10 protein-coding genes and 1 pseudogene are annotated in these 18,206 nt (G+C 73.2%); 6 read left to right on the top strand and 5 right to left on the bottom strand.

Features of this window, described 5'->3' with window-relative positions:
- Positions 1 to 22 precede the first annotated feature (22 nt).
- Positions 23 to 4,126 carry an ABC transporter ATP-binding protein gene (locus tag ACFXHB_RS18735; protein WP_380575484.1) on the bottom strand — a complete coding sequence of 1,368 codons (4,104 nt, stop codon included), beginning with the start codon at positions 4,124 to 4,126 and terminating at the stop codon, positions 23 to 25.
- A 477-nt stretch (positions 4,127 to 4,603) separates the two neighbouring features.
- Positions 4,604 to 5,242 carry a TetR/AcrR family transcriptional regulator gene (locus tag ACFXHB_RS18730; protein WP_380575483.1) on the bottom strand — a complete coding sequence of 213 codons (639 nt, stop codon included), beginning with the start codon at positions 5,240 to 5,242 and terminating at the stop codon, positions 4,604 to 4,606.
- A 133-nt stretch (positions 5,243 to 5,375) separates the two neighbouring features.
- On the opposite strand from ACFXHB_RS18730, the gene ACFXHB_RS18725 reads away from it, so the two are divergent.
- From ACFXHB_RS18725 to ACFXHB_RS18710, 4 genes are all read left to right on the top strand, one after another.
- A complete protein-coding gene (locus tag ACFXHB_RS18725; RefSeq protein WP_380575481.1) occupies positions 5,376 to 7,094 on the top strand; it encodes a carboxyl transferase domain-containing protein in 1,719 nt (572 codons plus the stop codon).
- Positions 7,095 to 7,395: 301 nt separating this feature from the next.
- Positions 7,396 to 9,699 carry an acetyl/propionyl/methylcrotonyl-CoA carboxylase subunit alpha gene (locus tag ACFXHB_RS18720; protein ID WP_380575479.1) on the top strand — a complete coding sequence of 768 codons (2,304 nt, stop codon included), beginning with the start codon at positions 7,396 to 7,398 and terminating at the stop codon, positions 9,697 to 9,699.
- Positions 9,696 to 10,685: a hydroxymethylglutaryl-CoA lyase gene (locus tag ACFXHB_RS18715; RefSeq protein WP_380575478.1), complete on the top strand. Its 990-nt coding sequence runs from the start codon at positions 9,696 to 9,698 to the stop codon at positions 10,683 to 10,685. Before ACFXHB_RS18720 ends, ACFXHB_RS18715 begins: the two co-directional genes overlap by 4 nt.
- 201 nt (positions 10,686 to 10,886) lie before the next feature.
- Positions 10,887 to 12,077, top strand: a complete 1,191-nt coding sequence (locus tag ACFXHB_RS18710) for an acyl-CoA dehydrogenase family protein (RefSeq protein WP_380575476.1) — start codon at positions 10,887 to 10,889, stop codon at positions 12,075 to 12,077.
- Positions 12,078 to 12,404: 327 nt separating this feature from the next.
- On the opposite strand, the gene ACFXHB_RS18705 is transcribed toward ACFXHB_RS18710, so the two are convergent.
- Entirely contained in the window at positions 12,405 to 12,932 is a 528-nt protein-coding gene (locus tag ACFXHB_RS18705; RefSeq protein ID WP_380575475.1) for a universal stress protein, read from the bottom strand.
- 921 nt (positions 12,933 to 13,853) lie between these two features.
- Between ACFXHB_RS18705 and ACFXHB_RS18700 the strand changes: the two genes are divergently transcribed.
- Positions 13,854 to 14,690, top strand: coding sequence for an HAD family hydrolase (locus ACFXHB_RS18700; RefSeq protein ID WP_380575473.1), 837 nt, complete (start codon positions 13,854 to 13,856; stop codon positions 14,688 to 14,690).
- Between the two features lie 564 nt (positions 14,691 to 15,254).
- Here ACFXHB_RS18700 and ACFXHB_RS18695 read toward each other — a convergent pair.
- Together ACFXHB_RS18695 and ACFXHB_RS18690 are read right to left on the bottom strand one after the other, a co-directional pair.
- A complete protein-coding gene (locus ACFXHB_RS18695) occupies positions 15,255 to 16,055 on the bottom strand; it encodes a GNAT family N-acetyltransferase (protein ID WP_380575472.1) in 801 nt (266 codons plus the stop codon).
- Between the two features lie 371 nt (positions 16,056 to 16,426).
- Complete coding sequence (locus ACFXHB_RS18690) at positions 16,427 to 16,729, bottom strand: hypothetical protein (RefSeq protein ID WP_380575471.1); 303 nt, start codon at positions 16,727 to 16,729, stop codon at positions 16,427 to 16,429.
- A 301-nt stretch (positions 16,730 to 17,030) separates the two neighbouring features.
- On the opposite strand from ACFXHB_RS18690, the pseudogene ACFXHB_RS18685 reads away from it, so the two are divergent.
- A pseudogene (locus ACFXHB_RS18685) lies at positions 17,031 to 18,036 on the top strand (helix-turn-helix domain-containing protein); the annotation flags it as partial.
- Positions 18,037 to 18,206: the final 170 nt, after the last annotated feature.

Here is an 18,206-nt window from a genome sequence, read left to right as displayed (position 1 = left end):
GCGCGCGGACCCGCGGGCCGGCTCACCGGCCGGGGGCCTGACCCGCCACCACGTCGGGCGCGGGGTGCCCGTCGGCGACGAACGCCTGCCAGAGCCGCGCGTACACGCCGCCCAGGGCGAGCAGGTCGGTGTGCGTGCCGTCCTCGACCACCGTGCCGTGATCCAGGACGACGACCCGGTCCGCGCGTTCCGCGGTGGTGAGACGGTGGGCGATCACCAGGGTGGTGCGGCCGCCGCTGAGCCGGTCCGCCGCGTGGTTGACCGCCGCCTCGGTGGCCAGGTCGAGCGCGGCGGTGGCCTCGTCCAGCAGCAGGATGTCCGGGTCGACCAGTTCGGCCCGGGCGAGTGCGATCAGCTGGCGCTGCCCCGCCGAGAGGTTCCGCCCACGGCCGGTGACCTCGTGGTCGTAGCCGCCGGACAGGCCGAGGATCATGTCGTGCGCACCGACCGCCCGGGCCGCCGCCTCCACCTCGGCCGCCGGGGCCGAGGGCCGGCCGTACGCGATCGCCTCGCGCACCGTGCCCGCGAACAGGTACGCCTCCTGCGGGACGACGCCGAGCCGGTGGCGGTACTGCGCGAGGTCGTAGCGGGTCAGGTCGACGCCGTCCACCCGGACGGTGCCGGCGGTCGCGTCGTAGAACCGCGCGACCAGCTTGACCAGCGTCGACTTGCCGGCACCCGTCTCGCCGACCAGGGCCACCGTCTGGCCTGCGGGTATCCGCAGGTTGACACCGGTGAGGACGTCCCGGGCACCGTCGGCGCCGCCGTTGTAGGCGAAGCTGACCCCCTCGAACTCGATCTCGCCGCGGAGCGCCGCCCGCACCGGCACCGGGTCGACGGCCTCGGCGGTGGTGGTCGGCGTGCGCAGCAGCTCGCGGATCCGGCCCAGGCCCACCGCCGCCTGCTGGTAGCCGTCGAACACCTGCGAGAGCTGGTTGACGGGAGCGAAGAAGAGGTCGATGTAGAGCAGGTAGGCCACCAGCGCGCCGACGGTCAGCGTCCCGGAGTCGACCCGCGACGCGCCCACGATCAACACGAGCGCGGCGGCGACGCTGGAGAGGAACTGCACGAACGGGAAGTACAGCGAGATGTAGAACTGCGCCCGGACCCGGGCTTCGCGGTAGGCCATCCCCCGGGCGACGAAGCGGTCGGTGTTGGCGTCCAGCCGACGGAAGGCCTGGACGATCCGCATGCCCGCGACGTTCTCCTGGAGATCGGCGTTGACCGTGCTGATCAGGTCGCGGGAGATCTCGTACTGCGCCTTGGACTTCTTGCGGAACACCAGCGTCGCCACGACCAGCAACGGCAGCACGGCGAAGACCACCAGGGCCAGGCCCGCGTCGATGATCAACAGGGCGGCGAAGATGCCGAGGAAGGTCAGCAGGCTGACCACGGCCGTGACCACCCCGGTCTGCAGGAAGGAGGTCAGCGAGTCCAGGTCGGTGGTCATCCGGGTCATGATCCGGCCGGACAGCTCGCGCTCGTAGTAGTCCAGGCCGAGCCGGTTGAGGTGCGCGAAGATCTTGAGCCGGAGGCTGTAGAGCACCCGTTCACCGGTGCGGCCACTGATCCGGCTCTCGGCGCTCTGCACCATCCAGTCCAGCAGGACGATCACCAGTGCCACCAGCGCGGCGACGGCGACCCCCGACATCAGGGCCTTGCTCACGCCGTCGTCGATGCCGTGCCGGATCAGGATCGGCAGCACCAGCCCTGCCCCCGCGTCCAGGGTGACCAGGAACAGGGCGACGGCGAGCGGGCGGCGGAACGGGCGCAGCAGGCGCCGGAGGCTGAAGTCCGGGTCGCCGGCCTCGGCCTCGGCCCGGGGGACCTCCGGGGTGTCGGTGGCCGGCGGGAGGGCGGCGACCTTGGAGAGCAGGGCGGGGTCGGCGGTGCGGGCCGCCTTGGCCAGGGCGGGCGTCGCCGGGGCGGCAGCGGGCCGCGACGCGGGCGCGTCCTCGGGGCCGGCCTCGGGCCGGGCCTCGGGGGCCGCCTCGGCGGGCGACCCGTTCACGGGGGTGGGGGTGACCGCGGCGGTGGCCGTGGCCACGGTGGGTCCGGCGCCCGCTTCGGCGGTGGCCGGCGGCTGGGTCCGGCCCGCCTCGGGGTCGGAGATCAGGACGCGGTACTGCGGACATCGGACGTCGAGTTCCTCGTGCGTCCCGATGTCCAGCAGCCGGCCGTGGTCCAGGACGGCGATCCGGTCGGCCAGCTGGAGGGTCGACCGGCGGTGCGCGATCAGCAGCGTGGTGCGGCCGGCCATCACCGACCGCAGGGCGTCGTGGATCTCCGCCTCGATCTGCGGGTCGACCGCCGAGGTCGCGTCGTCGAGCAGCAGGATCCGCGGGTCGGTGAGGATGGCCCGGGCCAGGGCGATGCGCTGGCGCTGACCGCCGGAGAGGGTCAGGCCCTGCTCGCCGACCTTGGTCTCGTACCCGTCGGGCAGCTCCCGGACGAATGCGTCCGCCTGGGCGGCCCGGGCGGCCGCCAGGACCTGCTCGTCGGTGGCGTCGGGACGCCCGTACGCGATGTTGGTGCGGACCGTCTCGGAGAACAGGAAGCTCTCCTCGGGCACGATGCCGACGGCCGCCCGCACCGAGTCGAGGGTGAGGTCACGCAGGTCGTGGCCGTAGAGCCGGACCGCGCCCGCCGACGGGTCGTAGAACCGGGGGACCAGCTGCGCCACCGTCGACTTGCCCGAACCGGACGCGCCGACCAGGGCCAGCGTCTCGCCGGGGGCGAGCTTCAGATCGAGCCCGTGCAGGACGGGGACCGGGTGCTCGGGGTCGTAGCGGAACTCGACGCGGTCGAACTCCAGTGCCACCTCGGGCGTGCGGGGGTCGGCCGGCCGCCCGGCGCCGTCCTCGTGCGCTGCCGGGCCGTCGACGTGGCCGAGGTCCAGGGTGACCGCGTCCGGGCGCTCCCGCACCAGCGGACGCTCGTCGATCAGCTGGAGCACCCGTTCCACGCCGGCCCGGGCCTGCTGGCCGACGGTGATGACCATGGTCAGCATCCGGACCGGGCCGGTCATCTGGGCCACGTAGGTGGAGAAGGCGACGAAGGTGCCGAGGGTGACCTGACCCTCGACCGCCAGCCAGCCGCCGAAGGCCAGCACCGCGACCTGCGCGAGCGCCGGGATCGCCTGCATCGCCGGGTTGTAGCGGCTGTTGAGCCGGACCGAGCGGAGCCGGGCCGCGAAGAGGTTGCGCGACGCCGCCTCCAGCTTGTCCAGCTCCTGGGCCTCCTGGCCGAAGCCCTTGACCACCCGGACGCCACCGACGGACTCGTCGACGACCCCCGCGACGGCCGCGGCCTCCTGCTGCGCGGCCCAGGTGGCGGGGAACAGCCGCTTGCGGCTCAGCGCCGAGACCCACCACAGCGCCGGACCCATGACCAGGGCGATCAGCGTGAGCGGCGGTGACAGCCAGAGCATCACGGCGAGCGACATCACGAACATCAGCAGGTAGCCGGTCATCATCGGCAGCATCGAGAGCAGGCCGTTGATCAGCTGGAGGTCGGACGTCGCGCGGCCGACCACCTGGCCGGTGTCCAGGCGGTCCTGCCGGTGCCCGTCGAGCCGGCCGAGCGAGCGGAAGAGGTCGCTGCGCAGGTCGTGCTGGACGTCGAGGGCGAGCTGCCCCCCGTAGTAGCGACGCACCTGGGTGCAGGCGAACACCAGGGCGGCCGCCAGCAGCAGCGCCACGGCCCAGGGAGCCAGCGAACGGGTGTGCGCGGTGATGACGTCGTCGATGATCACTTTGGTGACCAGCGGCACCAGCGACGTGACGGCCATCCCGACGATCGAGGCACCGAAGGCCAGCAGCACGCTGCGCCGGGAGCGCCAGCAGTAGCCGATCAGCCGGCGGAGCCAGCCCGCGTCCGTCCCGCCGCCGGAGGCCGCGGCCTCGCCCCGGGGCGCGCCACCGCGGTCGCTCGACCGGCCGGTACCGCTCTCGTGCCGTCCGCCCTTGCCGTGCCCGCCCTGCCCGCCGCGCTTACCGTTCGTGCCGCCGGGCGCGCTCGGGCCGCCCCGCTCGCCCTTCGTGCCTCGCGTGCCCCGGGTGCCTCGCGGGCCGGTTCGGGTACTGCTCGGGGAAAGCTCCACCGTAGATCGATGAGTCTCAGGCATATTTAGGGATGCTAACCATTCCGTCGAGTGGCCGCCATGGAGTTTCAGGCCAGAGCGAGCCGGAGGACCCGGCCCGGCTGAGGAGCCAACAGCCTGCGGCCTGCGGTGATTCCCGACCGGGCCGCGCCCGCGCCGTCACTACCCAGCGTGGACGGCATCGCGCCGGACGCCCAGCGGCGGCCGACGCAGGCGGCCGCCGTCCTTTCGACCTAGGGCGGACGGCCGACCCCGGTGCCCGCGACCCCGCGACCGTGACCCCCGCGACCGCTCCGCCCTTTCGGCCGGGCGGCCCGCCGCACCGGTCGCCCCGGTCACGGGTCACGCCGGTCGCGGGTCACCCAGTCACGGATCCCTCAGCCGGTGGCCGCCTCGGTCGCGGGCCACCCGGTCACGGATCCCTCAGCCGGTGGCCGCCTCGGTCGCGGGCCACCCGGTCACGGATCCCTCAGCCGGTGGCCGCCTCGGCCACCGGTCACGTCAGCCGCGGGCCGCCGCTTCGGCGGCCGCGGAGAAGGCGCCGTGCGCCAGGCTGTGCAGCAGGACGGCCATGCCGTCGCGCTGCAGGGCGACGCGGTCCTCCTGGGCGGGGCTCGGGCCGAGGCTGTGCGGGGTCGAGTTGATCAATCCGAAGACGGCGTGCACGGCGGCCCGCGCGACCGGCTCGGCATCGGGCTCGGCCAGTGGCGGATAGGCCCGCCGGACGACGTCCACCCACAGCTCGACGTAGCCGCGCTGGAGCCGGCGGACCCTCCGGCGGTCCTCCTCCTTGAGGTTCAGCAGCTCTCGGTCGTGCAGGGTGATCAGATCCCGGTCGTCGAGCGCGAAGTCGACGTGCCCGCCGATCAGCGCGTCCAGCGCGTCGGCCGCGCCGTCACCCCCGCCGGCCCGGCGGCGGCCCTCCTCCAGGAGGCGCTCGCTGATGCCGATCAGGAGATCGGCGAGCATCGCGTCCTTGCCGGCGAAGTGCCGGTAGAGACCCGGTCCGCTGATGCCGACGGCTTTGCCGATCTCGTCCACCCCCACGCCCAGGAAGCCCCGGGCGGCGAACAGCCGCGCGGCCTCCCTGCGGATCTGGTCACGGCGTGGGAGCGCGGAGGCGGCTGGGACGTTCGACATGCTGCCCATCGTAGACAGTCCGGTTATCGGCCGTTAACCTGGGCGGCACGAGTTAACGCTCATTAACGTGGGGGTCGCAGGCTTACCCAGGCTCTGCCGCCCACCTGCTGCCGAGGGCAAGGGAGCTCTTGGGATGGTCATCTCCACCGCCGGTGTACCCACCGGCGTCCATGGCGGCGCAGCGGCCGGAACCGCGGCGGGCGGCGCCGTCGGCGCCGTTCCGCCGGGAGCCGTCGCACCCGCCCCCCGGCTCGGCACCTCCGTCGACCCGGGCTCCGAGGCCTATCGGGCCAACACCGAGGCGCACCGCGCCCTGGTCGCCGAGCTGCGCGAGAAGCTCGGCACGGCCGCCCTCGGCGGCGGGGCCAAGGCCCGGGCCCGCCACACCGCCCGTGGCAAACTGCTCCCCCGCGACCGGGTGGACACACTGCTCGACCCGGCCTCGCCGTTCCTCGAACTGGCACCGCTGGCAGCCGACGGGATGTACGACGGGGCCGCACCGGCCGCCGGCGTCATCGCGGGCATCGGCCGGGTCGCCGGGCGCGAGGTGGTGGTCGTCGCCAACGACGCCACCGTCAAGGGCGGCACGTACTACCCGATGACGGTGAAGAAGCATCTGCGCGCCCAGGAGGTCGCGCTGGAGAACCGCCTGCCCTGCGTCTACCTGGTGGACTCCGGCGGCGCCTTCCTCCCGATGCAGGACGAGGTCTTCCCCGACCGCGACCACTTCGGCCGGATCTTCTACAACCAGGCCCGTCTCTCCGCCGCCGGCATCCCGCAGATCGCCGCGGTGCTCGGTTCCTGCACGGCGGGCGGCGCGTACGTGCCGGCGATGAGCGACCAGGCCGTCATCGTCCGCAACCAGGGGACGATCTTCCTCGGCGGACCGCCGCTGGTGAAGGCCGCCACCGGCGAGGTGGTGACCGCCGAGGAGCTGGGCGGTGGCGATCTCCACTCGCGGACCTCCGGCGTGACGGACCACCTGGCCGAGGACGACGCCCACGCGCTCTCCATCGTCCGCACCATCGTCGCCGGGCTCGGCCCGCGCCCGGCGAGGCCGTGGCAGCTCACCCCGGCCGAGCCGCCCACGGTCGACCCGGCCGGCCTGTACGGAGCCGTCCCGGTCGACCCGCGCACGCCGTACGACGTCCGCGAGGTGATCGCACGGCTGGTGGACGGCAGCCGGTTCGCCGAGTTCAAGGCCGAGTACGGCGCGACGCTGGTGACCGGATTCGCCCGGATCCAGGGCCACCCCGTCGGCATCGTCGCCAACAACGGCGTGCTGTTCGCGGAGTCCGCCCTGAAGGGCGCCCACTTCATCGAGCTGTGCGACCAGCGGGGCATCCCCCTCCTCTTCCTCCAGAACATCACCGGCTTCATGGTCGGCCGGCAGTACGAGGCGGGCGGCATCGCCAAGCACGGCGCCAAGATGGTGAACGCCGTGGCCTGCACCCGGGTCCCGAAGCTGACCGTGGTGATCGGCGGGTCGTACGGAGCCGGTAACTACTCGATGTGCGGCCGGGCCTACTCACCTCGCTTCCTGTGGATGTGGCCGGGCGCGAAGATCTCCGTGATGGGCGGCGAGCAGGCCGCCTCGGTACTGGCCACCGTCCGGCGCGACCAGCTCGAAACACACGGCGAGGACTGGCCCGCCGAGGCGGAGGAGCAGTTCAAGCGCCCCGTCCGCGAGCAGTACGAGCGCCAGGGCAACGCCTACTACGCCACCGCGCGGCTCTGGGACGACGGGGTGATCGACCCCATGGACACCCGCACCGTCCTCGGGCTCGCCCTCACCGCCTGTGCCAACGCCCCGCTCCCGCCGCCCGGACCGTACGGCGTCTTCCGGATGTGAGGTCCGCCCGGGTGCGGTCGCCCGTCCGAACGGCACCTCCTCCGGACGAGCGGCCCTCCCGGGCTCACCACCCATCAGGCCCGACCCGCCTCGAACCGGCCCGGCCCAGCGCAGCACAGCACTCAGACACCTCGAATCGGCCGACCCGCCTCCGGACCGAACCCCGGACCGGCGGCGGGTGTCGGACCCGACCGCCGCCCTTCCGACCGGTCGGCCCGCCCGACCGCACACGACGCGCCGCTCCCGCCGCCTCCCGGCACCTCCTTCGTACGGCTCCCCTCGACCCGGAGGATCACCTCCCATGTTCGACACAGTTCTGGTCGCCAACCGTGGCGAGATCGCCGTCCGGGTGATCCGCACGCTGCGGCGACTCGGCGTGCGCTCCGTCGCCGTGTTCAGCGACGCGGACGCCGACGCGCCCCACGTTCGCGAGGCCGATGTCGCGGTGCGGCTCGGACCGGCCGACCGCAGCGACAGCTCGGCCGCCGAGACGTACCTGCGGACCGACCAGATCCTCGCCGCGGCCCGCCGCACCGGCGCCCAGGCCGTTCACCCCGGTTACGGCTTCCTCGCCGAGAACTCCTCCTTCGCCCGCGCCTGCGCCGACGCGGGCCTGGTCTTCATCGGACCTCCTCCTGCCGCGGTCGAGCTGATGGGGGACAAGATCAACGCCAAGGAGGCCGTTCGGGCCGCCGGAGTGCCGGTGGTTCCGGGCAGCCAGGCAGCCGCGCCCACCGACGGGGAACTCGTCGCGGCCGCCGACGAGATCGGCTACCCCGTCCTGCTCAAGCCGTCCGCCGGCGGTGGCGGCAAGGGCATGCGCCTGGTGCGGGACCGGGCCGAGCTGCCCACCGAGATCGCCGCCGCCCGGCGGGTCGCCCGCACCGCCTTCGGCGACGACACCCTGTTGCTGGAACGGTGGGTCGACCGGCCCCGCCACATCGAGGTCCAGGTGCTCGCCGACGCCCACGGCACCACCGTCCACCTCGGCGAGCGCGAGTGCAGTCTGCAGCGCCGCCACCAGAAGCTGATCGAAGAAGCACCCTCCGTTCTCCTCAATGCCGAGACCCGCGCCGCCATGGGCGCGGCCGCCGTGCGCGCCGCGGAGTCCTGCGGCTACACCGGGGCCGGCACCGTGGAGTTCATCGTCCCCGGCCTCGACCCGGACTCCCCCGTTCCCTCCGAGGGGGTGCGGGACTTCTTCTTCATGGAGATGAACACCCGTCTCCAGGTGGAACACCCCGTCACCGAACTCGCCGTCGCCGTCGCCGACACCGCCGACGGCTCCGCCGGGACGGGTGCCGGCCGGCCGCGGCGACTGGACCTCGTCGAGTGGCAGCTGCGGATCGCCTCCGGCGAACGCCTCACCTTCTCCCAGTCGGACATCTCCTTCCTGGGCCACGCCATCGAGGCCCGAATCTGCGCCGAGGACCCGGAACGGGACTTCCTCCCCACCGGCGGACGCATCCTGGTCCTCGACGAACCGCGGGGAGAGGGCATCCGGGTGGACTCGGGAGTCGCCCCGGGCACCGTCGTCACCAGCTCCTACGACCCCATGCTGGCCAAGGTCATCGCGTACGGGCCCGACCGCCCGACCGCGCTGCGCCGACTCCGCGCCGCGCTCGCGGACACCCGGATCCTCGGCGTGACCACCAACACGGGCTTCCTGCGACGCCTGCTCGCACACCCCGACGTCACCGCGGGCCGGCTCGACACCGGGCTGGTGGAGCAGACGGCCCAGCAGCAGCCCGCACTGCTCGCCTCGCCCTATGCTCCGGCCAACGCGGCCACCGCCACCGGCACCACCGACGCCCTGGTCATCTCCGATGCCCCGGACAGCACCGACGCCCGGCCCGTCGAGCCCCCGGCGCCCACGCACCTCCTCTACTACGCGGCCGCGCTCGCGCGGCACCTGAACCTCACCCCCACCACCGACAACGGTGGTTGGACCGACCCCTTCTCCATTCCGTCCGGCTGGCGCATCGGCGGTGACGCGGCCTGGACCACCCATCGACTCCGTACCCCCGGCCAGGATCCGGTGTCGGTGAGCATCCGCGCGATCACTGCCCGCAACGTAGCCGAGGCCACTGACATTCCCCCGGGCGTCACTCCCGAGGTGGACATCCGGCTCGGATCCGGGCCGGTCCACCGCGCCCGGGCCGTCCGGTCGGGCGACCGCCTGCACCTCACCGCCGACGGCCTGCAGACGACCTTCGCCCTGACCGTCGACGACGCCCCCGGCGCCGCGGCCGGCCCGGTGACCTGGCTCGGGATCGACGGCGACGCCTGGCCGGTGCACGGGTACGACCCGGTCGGCGAGAGCAGTGCCGCCGGCGCGGCCCACCACGGCGCCCTCACCGCCCCGATGCCCGGCACCGTCACCGTCGTGAAGACCACCGCCGGCGAGTCGGTCCGCAAGGGCCAGCCGCTGCTCGTTCTGGAGGCCATGAAGATGGAGCACGTGATCGCCGCCCCGCACGACGGCACGGTGAGCGAACTGCGGGCCACCGCTGGCGCCACGGTGGCGATGGAGGAACTGCTGGTCGTGGTCACCCCGGCCGAGGACGGGGCGGCCGGCGCGGTCACCGCCGAGGTGCGGTCATGACCGCCGGGACCGGCCCCGAGCCCGACGCGCTGGACCTGGCCCTGCCCGCGGAAGTCCGTCTCCCGGGCCTGCCCGAGGTGGTCCGGATCCACGAGGTCGGACCGCGCGACGGCCTGCAGAACGAGAGCGGCCTCGTCCCCGTGGAGGTCAAGGCCGAGTTCATCTCCCGACTCGCCGAGGCCGGGCTGCGCACGGTCGAGGCCACCAGCTTCGTTCACCCGAAGTGGGTACCGCAGCTCGCCGACGCCGAGGAGCTCCTACCCCGGCTCACCGGGCTGCCCTCCCGCCACCCCGGTCTGCGCCTGCCGGTCCTCGTCCCCAACGAACGCGGCCTGGACCGCGCGCTCGCCCACCACGCCACCGACATCGCGGTGTTCGCCAGCGCCACCGAGACCTTCGCGCGGCGCAACCTCAACCGCTCGGCGGACGAGGCGATGGCGATGTTCCGGCCGGTGGTGGAGCGGGCGACCGGAGCCGGGATCCGGGTGCGCGGCTACCTCTCGATGTGCTTCGGCGACCCGTGGGAGGGGCCGGTGCCGGCCGATCAGGTGATCGGCTTCGGCGTCCGGTTGCTGGAGATGGGCTGCACCGAGCTGAGCCTCGGCGACACCATCGGCGTCGCCACCCCGGGCCAGGTCACCGCGCTGCTGGACGGTTTCGGCAGGGCCGGCGTACCGGTCGAGAGGCTCGCGGTGCACTTCCACGACACCTACGGCCAGGCGCTCAGCAACACGCTGGCCGCTCTGCGCGGCGGCGTCACCGCGGTCGACGCCTCGGCCGGCGGCCTGGGCGGCTGCCCGTACGCCAAGAGCGCCACCGGCAACCTGGCCACCGAGGATCTGGTCTGGATGCTGCACGGTCTCGGCATCCGGACCGGTGTCGACCTCCGGGCCCTGGTGGCCACCAGTGGCTGGATGGCGGGGCAGCTCGGCCGGCCCAGCCCCTCGCGCACCGTCCAGGCGCTGCTCGGCAACGACCGGGACTGACCCGCCCGACACCCCCGCGCCACACGGCATTTCACCGCACGGCATGCCACGACACGACACGGGCCGCGACCCGGTCCGGCCGGGTCCGTACGCCATCGCCCAACCGCCCGACACGCCGCATGTCCATCACATCGTCGGACTGACATGCGGTCATCCCGATCACGCCCGCGGCCACCCCGGCCGGGCCCCAGGAGGATCACCATGCTCGATCACCGGCTGAACAGCGAGTACGAGGAACTGCGGCGCACTGTGGCCGAGTTCGCCCAGGACGTGGTCGCGCCGAAGATCGGCGAGTTCTACGAGCAGGGCGAGTTCCCCTACGAGATCGTCCGGGAGATGGGACGGATGGGCCTCTTCGGCCTGCCCTTCTCCGAGGAGTACGGGGGCATGGGCGGCGACTACTTCGCGCTCTGCCTGGCGCTGGAGGAGCTGGCGCGGGTCGACTCCTCGGTCGCGATCACCCTGGAGGCGGCGGTCTCCCTCGGCGCGATGCCGATCTACCGCTTCGGGACGGAGGAGCAGAAGCGCGAGTGGCTGCCCCGGCTGACCTCGGGCGAGCTCCTCGGGGCATTCGGCCTGACCGAGCCCGAGGGCGGATCCGACGCCGGCGCGACCCGCACCACGGCGCGGTACGACGAGGCCACCGACGAGTGGGTCATCAACGGCACGAAGTGCTTCATCACCAACTCCGGCACCGAGATCACCGGCCTGGTCACCGTCACCGCGCTCACCGAACCGATCGCTCGTTCGAGTGAAGAGGGCGAATTCCCCTCGCCACGGCGCGAAATCTCTTCCATCATCGTGCCCACCGGAACCCCGGGGTTCCAGGTCTCGAAGAAGTACTCGAAGGTCGGGTGGAACGCATCCGACACCCGTGAATTGTCCTTTACCGACTGCCGTGTTCCTGCGGCCAACCTGCTGGGCGAGCGTGGCCGCGGCTACGCCCAGTTCCTGCGGATCCTCGACGAGGGCCGCATCGCGATCGCAGCCCTGGGCACGGGCCTCGCCCAGGGGTGCGTCGACCAGTCCGTCGCCTACGCCGGCCAGCGCCGGGCCTTCGGCCGTCTCATCGGTGCCAACCAGGCCATCCAGTTCAAGCTCGCCGACATGGAGATGCGCGCCCACGTCTCCCGCCTGGCCTGGCGGGACGCCGCGTCCCGACTGCTGCACGCCGAACCGTTCAAGAAGGAGGCCGCGATCGCCAAGCTGTACTCGTCCGAGGCCGCCGTCGACAACGCCCGTGAGGCCACCCAGATCCACGGCGGGTACGGCTTCATGAACGAATTCCCCGTCGCGCGCTTCTGGCGCGACTGCAAGATCCTCGAAATCGGGGAGGGCACCTCGGAGGTCCAGCGCATGCTCATCGCCCGTGAGCTCGGCGTCCCCTCCTGAGGCACCAGCACCAGCCCCGGGCGTCGCCGACGCCCCCGTTCTCCCGCTCCTCGGCCGGTCGGTGCACCGGTCGGCCGAGGAGCGGGGGGATCGGGGCCGGCCGCCCGCCACTCATCGACATCCGTCAGAAGTCCGACAGTCCACCAGAAGTCCGGCAGTCCGTCGGAGAGGAGGCATCCAGGCCCCAGAGCGACAATGCGGTGAAGGAGCACGGGAGACGTCGCGCGACGATCACCGGCGCTCGGCGTCCGACGCCGGCGCCCGGGCGGCACCCAGACCGACACCCGGGCAACGCCCGGACCGACAACCTCACCGCCCGACGATCCGTCAGGGAATGACAATCACCGGGCGGTTGGCGCGACGGGCCAGCCGGCCGGAGACCGAACCGAAGATCTTGCCGAGCAGGCCGTGCGTGCTGCCGACCACGATCGCGTCCGCGGCGTACTCGCGGCCGACCTCCTCGATCTCGTGGCAGATGTCGCCGCCGCGCTCGACCAGGATCCAGGGCACCCCGGCGAGGAAGTCCGCGCACGCGAGCTCCAGGCCGAGCACCTCGGTCCGGTGGTCGGGAAGGTCGACGAACACGGGAGGCTCACAACCCGCCCAGACCGTGGCGGGGAGGCGATTGGCGACGTGGACGATCACCAGGCCGCACTGCGAGCGACGAGCCATGCCCACCGCGTAGGCGAGAGCGCGCTCGCTCGACAGTGAACCGTCGAAACCCACCACCACGCCGTGCTGAAAGGCGGGGTCGCACGAGCCGCCGGGCGACTCCTGCGCCGACGGCTCGTCCGAGGTACTCGGCAGGCCGGTGCCTCCCGGGTGGTCGGCACCCGGTCCCAGGCGGCCTGTCATCGCCGACTCCGCGTGGTCGGTCCGATGATCGCCCCGCTGCCCATGGGACCCGGGACGGCTCCGGCGCGCGATGGTGCGGAGCAGGCGCGAGAAACCGCGGACATCCACGGCGTCCGCACCCGTGTCCGGGGCCGCACCGGCATCGGGGGCCGCGCCGCCGGGCTCTGCGCGACCGCCGCCGCCTCCCCCGGCCACTGCGCCCGCACTGCGGACCGCATCCGGTTCAACCGGTCGGGAGGACTCAAAACCAGCCATGGCTCAAGGCTCTTCGCAGGAGATGGGCCGACAGGAGAGGACAAATCTGCCCCGGCAGCAGGCCCGCCCACGGGAACACGTCGGTCTGAGCCGAGCACCACCGTTTGTGACCTGTCCCTTTCAGAGTACGACGGGCGAGAGACTCAGCCCAGCGGCAAAGCCTCGGAACGGCTTTGTTACCGCGAATGGAGGATGCGCTCGCCAACGGCGATGCGCCCCCTACCAGCGCGCGGTCGCGCCCCCTCTGGCAAAGAGGGTTCTCTGGAGCTTGACTGAGCGGACGGGGTGATGCAACAGGCCACCGGGACACCGTGACCGGACTGTCATTGATCGACAACGATCCGTCGCCATCCGTCACCGACCGCCGGCGCCGGCGGACCACCGGACCGGGGCGGAACGACGCACATCGCCGTGCGCCGTCGCGCGCCCTCGTCACCCCCGGCCGCCACCCCCGGCCGGTTCCGGACCGCCTCCGCGGCCTGCTCCCGGGCGGCGTTCCCCCGCCACCGTTCGCCGGCCGCACCAGGGCCTCCGTGCCCGCCGCACAGCCCCCGCATCGGCCCGGCCCACCCGGACCGGTATCCATTTCAGCCATTTCGCACGGGTTCGCGACGCCCTCTGGCATTTGCCAGGTGCATACACGCGGCCGCTGGCACCATGCTCGACATGCCCCTGCTCCTGTTCGACCTCGACAACACGCTGCTCCCCAGGGACGCCGCTTTCCGGGCCTGGGCCCGGGACTTTCTGGCCGAACGGAGCCTTCCGCCGGGTGACCTCGACTGGCTCGTCACCATCGACGGCGGCGGCTATGTGCCGCGCAGCACCGTACTGTCCGCGACCCAGCGCCGCTACGGGTTGGACGACTCTCTCGACTTCCTGCTCGCCCACTACCGACGCGGCATCAACTCCCACATCCACTGCCCCTCCAGAAACGTCGACGCGCTGCGGGCGGCGCGCGCGGCCGGATGGACGCTCGGCATCGTCAGCAACGGCGGCACCCGGCCCCAGTTGGAGAAGATCCGCCGGACCGGGCTCGGGCCGATGGTCGACGGCTGGGTCATCTCGGAGGAGGCCGAGTGCGTCAAGCCCGATCCGTTGATCTTCGAGATCGCCGCGCAGCGGTGCGGCATCGCGCCCACCGGTGACTGGGCCTCCCACACCTGGATGGTCGGGGACCACCCACCCGCCGACATCGCGGGCGCGGAGCTGGCCGGGCTGCGCAGCGTCTGGCTGCACTACGGCCGGCCCTGGGCCGAGCCGGGCTACCGGCCGACGCTGAAGGCGGCCGGTCTGCCGGAGGCCGTCGGGCAGGTGCTCTCCGCACGCAACGCCCCGGGAGCGCGGCCGGGTATCCGGGCCGCCGGGCCGGGCCGCCGGCACACGGTGGGCGCGGTGGCGGGCAGCCGCCCGCTCCGCAGCCGCGGCGGTGCCACGCTGTCCGGCGCCACGCTTCCCAGTACCGCTCAGCCTGGGGCGCTGCCCAGCGTGCGGCCCAGCGCGTAGGCGTCGCTTTCCGCCCCGGACGGCCCGCGTGCGCCTGTTCCCGGCGACCACCCCGCACCATGGCGCCGCAGCCACCGCGGCGGCCTGCCGTGTCCGAAACCGTTCAGCCGGAGTTGCCACCGCCGACGACGGCGGACCGGTCGACGAGGAACCAGCACTCCCCGGCGACCGGGGACCCGTCGCAAACCGGACGGCCCGGCGTCCTCGCCCCTTGCCCGCAGCCCGCCCTGTGCCCGCGCTCCGGACCGCATCACCGGTCGGGCACCCCCAGGCACCGGACACCCACACACCCGGGCACCCACACGGCACCCCATCCCCGGCGGACATCGAGGTGCTCCAATGTCCCGGCGATCCGGCGATCCGGCGATACAGGCGGAGAGCCGTCCTGCGGCCGCCCCGGCCGCCCCGGCCGCCGCAGCCGGCCTCCACGCCCGGACCCGCCCACGCTGCCTGCCGTGGGCCGCGCGGGCGGGCGACGAAGGTCATCGGGCGAGCCCCCGCCGTGGAGTCCGCGCCCCGGTCGAGCGGCGGGCGACCCGCCGTCGGGGCGGGCGCGGCCGGACGCTACTGCTTCGAGGCGTCGGGCAACGACCACCAGTGGCTTTGCCCGTGCGCGGTGAAGCCGAGCTTGCGGTAGAGGGGTTCGCCGAGCGCGGTGGCGATCAGGGTGACCGGACGGTCGGGGTGCGCGGCGGCCAGCGCGGTCTCCAGGACGGCCCGCGCCACCCCCCGGGAGCGCTGCGCGGGGAGTGTCGCGACCCAGTACACACCGGTGGCGCGACCGTCGTCGTAGGTCAGGCAGGCGCCGGCCAGGTCGCCGGCTATCCTGGCGCGCCAGGCCCGCAGGCCCGGCTCGCGCCGGAGACCCTCGGGCAGCATCCCGCCCCGCGCCCAGGGCTGACGGTCCGTGATCGGGAAGCCCTCGACCACCGCGTGCTCGACGTCGGCGAACGCGTCGTCGTCCAGAGCCTCATCGACCGTCAGGTCGCCCCCGGCCAGGGACCCGGAAGAGGGCACCGCTCCGAGCAGAGGCGCTTCGAGCGAGCCCGGCTCACGGACCATCACGGGCATCGCCCGGCCGTGGACACAGCCGAACCGCGACATGTCCAGCCCGAGGTACGGGTCCTCCAGGGTGACCCGGGTGGTGGACCACTCCTCCAGAAGGGCCGCCAGCTCCTCCTCCACCCGCGCCGGTTCGTCGTAGGGGCGGGTCACCACGATGCGGTGGGCGTCCGGAGTGCGTGCGCAGCGGACCGCGGTGAATCCGGGACGGACGACCTTCTGCCAGCCGTGCACACGGGCTTGGGCGAGCCAGAAAGCGGCGGCATTGTCGTTGGCCTGTTCGAGCCGGCTGAGGTTATTCACGACAGGACGGTAGCGCGGGCGGCGGACGCCCGATCCACGGCCCCGACACTGGCCGGATGAAGCCAAGGAGGCGCACACATCGAGAATCGTGCGCCCTGCTGTGCACCGCCTATTTTCGGTCAATCTCGCGCGACTCCCCCACCCTTGGGCAAAGCCGCAGCCCAGACCCGCCGGCCGGGCACGCCGAAGCCGGGCGCCCCAGGACCGGCCCCGCGACAACCAGCCACCGTTGCACCGGCCCCCTTCCCAGAAGGGTCGACGGGTGCCACGCTTCGTGATCGAATGCATCACGCCAAATTGCCATGTCGACATAGCGTCGGATGGTGAACTTGTCACAACGGCAACGGTCCACCCGATAGATTCGATCTTGGCTAGCAGTGCCGCACCACCACACCACACCACCGAGGGGGCTTGAGCGCCTTGAGCAGGGTGAGCAGGAGCGACGCGGGTCCTGACAGCGACCGGGCCGTGGCCGGTATCGCGGGTCGGTCCGCGAGAGGCACCGGCGTTTCGGCCATCGCTGCCAACGCCCGTTCCTCCGGCACCTCCAGCGCCGCCCCATACGTCTCACCCACCTCTGTGGGCACATCGACCTCACCGGCCCCAGTCGCCTCGGCGACCTCCGGCACCGGCGTCTTCTCCCCGGTCTCGGACCAGGCCGGACGGATGGTCACCCGATCAGCCGTCAGCCCTTCGGCCACCCAAGGGCCGGGTGCGGGTGGCCATGCGGGCCCGTCGGTTCCCGGCCATCCTGGCGGTCACGGCGGCGCCCTCTCCGGCGGACACCCGGTCGGCCAGGAGACGCCGTTCGCCACCATGACCACGGCCGGTCTGCCGGGCGGCATGCCCGGCCAGGGCCCGAACGGTCAGAACCCGATCGGCCAGAACTCGAACAGCCAGAGCCTCAACGGCCACGGCCCCGGCGGCCACGGCATCGGCGGCGGGTCCGGCCTGAACGGCCCCTCGATCCCCAGCATGTCCGCCGCCCCCCGGAAGCTCTCGGGCCGGCGCCGGCGCGAGACCGTCGCGGTGCTGATCTTCGGCGGGGCCCCGATCTTCGAGAGCTCGATCCCGCTCTCCGTCTTCGGGGTCGACCGCCAGGACGCCGGGGTCCCCCGCTACCGCCTGCTGGTGTGCGCCGGCGAGGAGGGTCCGCTGGCCACGACCGGCGGCCTGACCCTCTCCGCCCCGTACGGGCTGGAGGCGCTCGCCCGGGCGGGCACCATCGTCGTACCGGCCTGGCGCTCGATCTCGCAGCCGCCGCCGGTCGAGGCGATCACCGCACTGCGCAAGGCGCACCACGAGGGCGCGCGGATCATCGGCCTCTGCACCGGCGCATTCGTCCTCGCGGCCGCCGGTCTGCTGGACGGCCGCCCCGCGACCACGCACTGGATGTACGCGCCGACCCTGGCCAAGCGCTACCCCCGGGTCCACGTCGACCCGCGCGAGCTCTTCGTCGACGACGGCGACGTCCTGACCTCGGCCGGTACGGCCGCCGGCATCGACCTCTGCCTGCACGTGGTGCGCAGTGACCACGGTGCCGAGGCCGCCAACGCGCTGGCTCGCCGACTGGTGGTGCCCAGCCGCCGCAGCGGTGGAGGACAGGCCCAGTACATCGATCAGTCTTTACCGGAAGAGATCGGCAACGACCCGCTGGCCGAGGTGGTCACCTGGGCGCTGGAGAACCTCAACCAGCAGTTCGACGTCGAGGTGCTGGCCGCGCGCGCCTACATGAGCCGGCGCACCTTCGACCGCCGGTTCCGCACGCTGACCGGCAGCGCCCCGCTGCAGTGGCTGATCACCCAGCGGGTGCTCCAGGCACAGCGGCTGCTGGAGACGTCGGAGCTGTCGGTGGACGACGTCGCCCGCCGCTGCGGCTTCCGGTCGCCGGTGGCGCTGCGCGGGCACTTCCGGCGCCAGCTCGGGGTCTCGCCGGCCGCCTACCGGACCAGTTACCGGGCCCGTCGCCCCGGCTCGGCCTCGCCGACGCCGACGCCGATGCACCCCGGTGACCTCCGGCCGGCCGGTTCCGTGCCGCAGTCGGCCGCGGCGCAGGCCGCGGCGGCCGCCGCGGCCGCGGCCACGGCGGCGAGCGGCGCGGTGCCGGGGCAGCACGGGCCGGCGTCCGGGTCGCCGTACCCGGCCGGCGGC

The organism is Kitasatospora sp. NPDC059327 (genome assembly GCF_042752535.1).
Taxonomy (GTDB): domain Bacteria; phylum Actinomycetota; class Actinomycetes; order Streptomycetales; family Streptomycetaceae; genus Kitasatospora.
The sequence above is the reverse complement of the archived record's forward strand: the minus strand, read 5'-3'. Positions and strand labels throughout refer to the sequence as shown.

What these genes read in the sequence shown, in the direction of transcription:
- ACFXHB_RS18735 (WP_380575484.1), bottom strand. Translation starts at nt 4,126, where the DNA reads ATGCCTGAGACTCATCGATCTACGGTGGAGCTTTCCCCGAGCAGTACC.
- ACFXHB_RS18715 (WP_380575478.1), top strand. Translation starts at nt 9,696, where the DNA reads ATGACCGCCGGGACCGGCCCCGAGCCCGACGCGCTGGACCTGGCCCTG.
- ACFXHB_RS18730 (WP_380575483.1), bottom strand. Translation starts at nt 5,242, where the DNA reads ATGTCGAACGTCCCAGCCGCCTCCGCGCTCCCACGCCGTGACCAGATC.
- ACFXHB_RS18710 (WP_380575476.1), top strand. Translation starts at nt 10,887, where the DNA reads ATGCTCGATCACCGGCTGAACAGCGAGTACGAGGAACTGCGGCGCACT.
- ACFXHB_RS18725 (WP_380575481.1), top strand. Translation starts at nt 5,376, where the DNA reads ATGGTCATCTCCACCGCCGGTGTACCCACCGGCGTCCATGGCGGCGCA.
- ACFXHB_RS18700 (WP_380575473.1), top strand. Translation starts at nt 13,854, where the DNA reads ATGCCCCTGCTCCTGTTCGACCTCGACAACACGCTGCTCCCCAGGGAC.
- ACFXHB_RS18705 (WP_380575475.1), bottom strand. Translation starts at nt 12,932, where the DNA reads ATGACAGGCCGCCTGGGACCGGGTGCCGACCACCCGGGAGGCACCGGC.
- ACFXHB_RS18720 (WP_380575479.1), top strand. Translation starts at nt 7,396, where the DNA reads ATGTTCGACACAGTTCTGGTCGCCAACCGTGGCGAGATCGCCGTCCGG.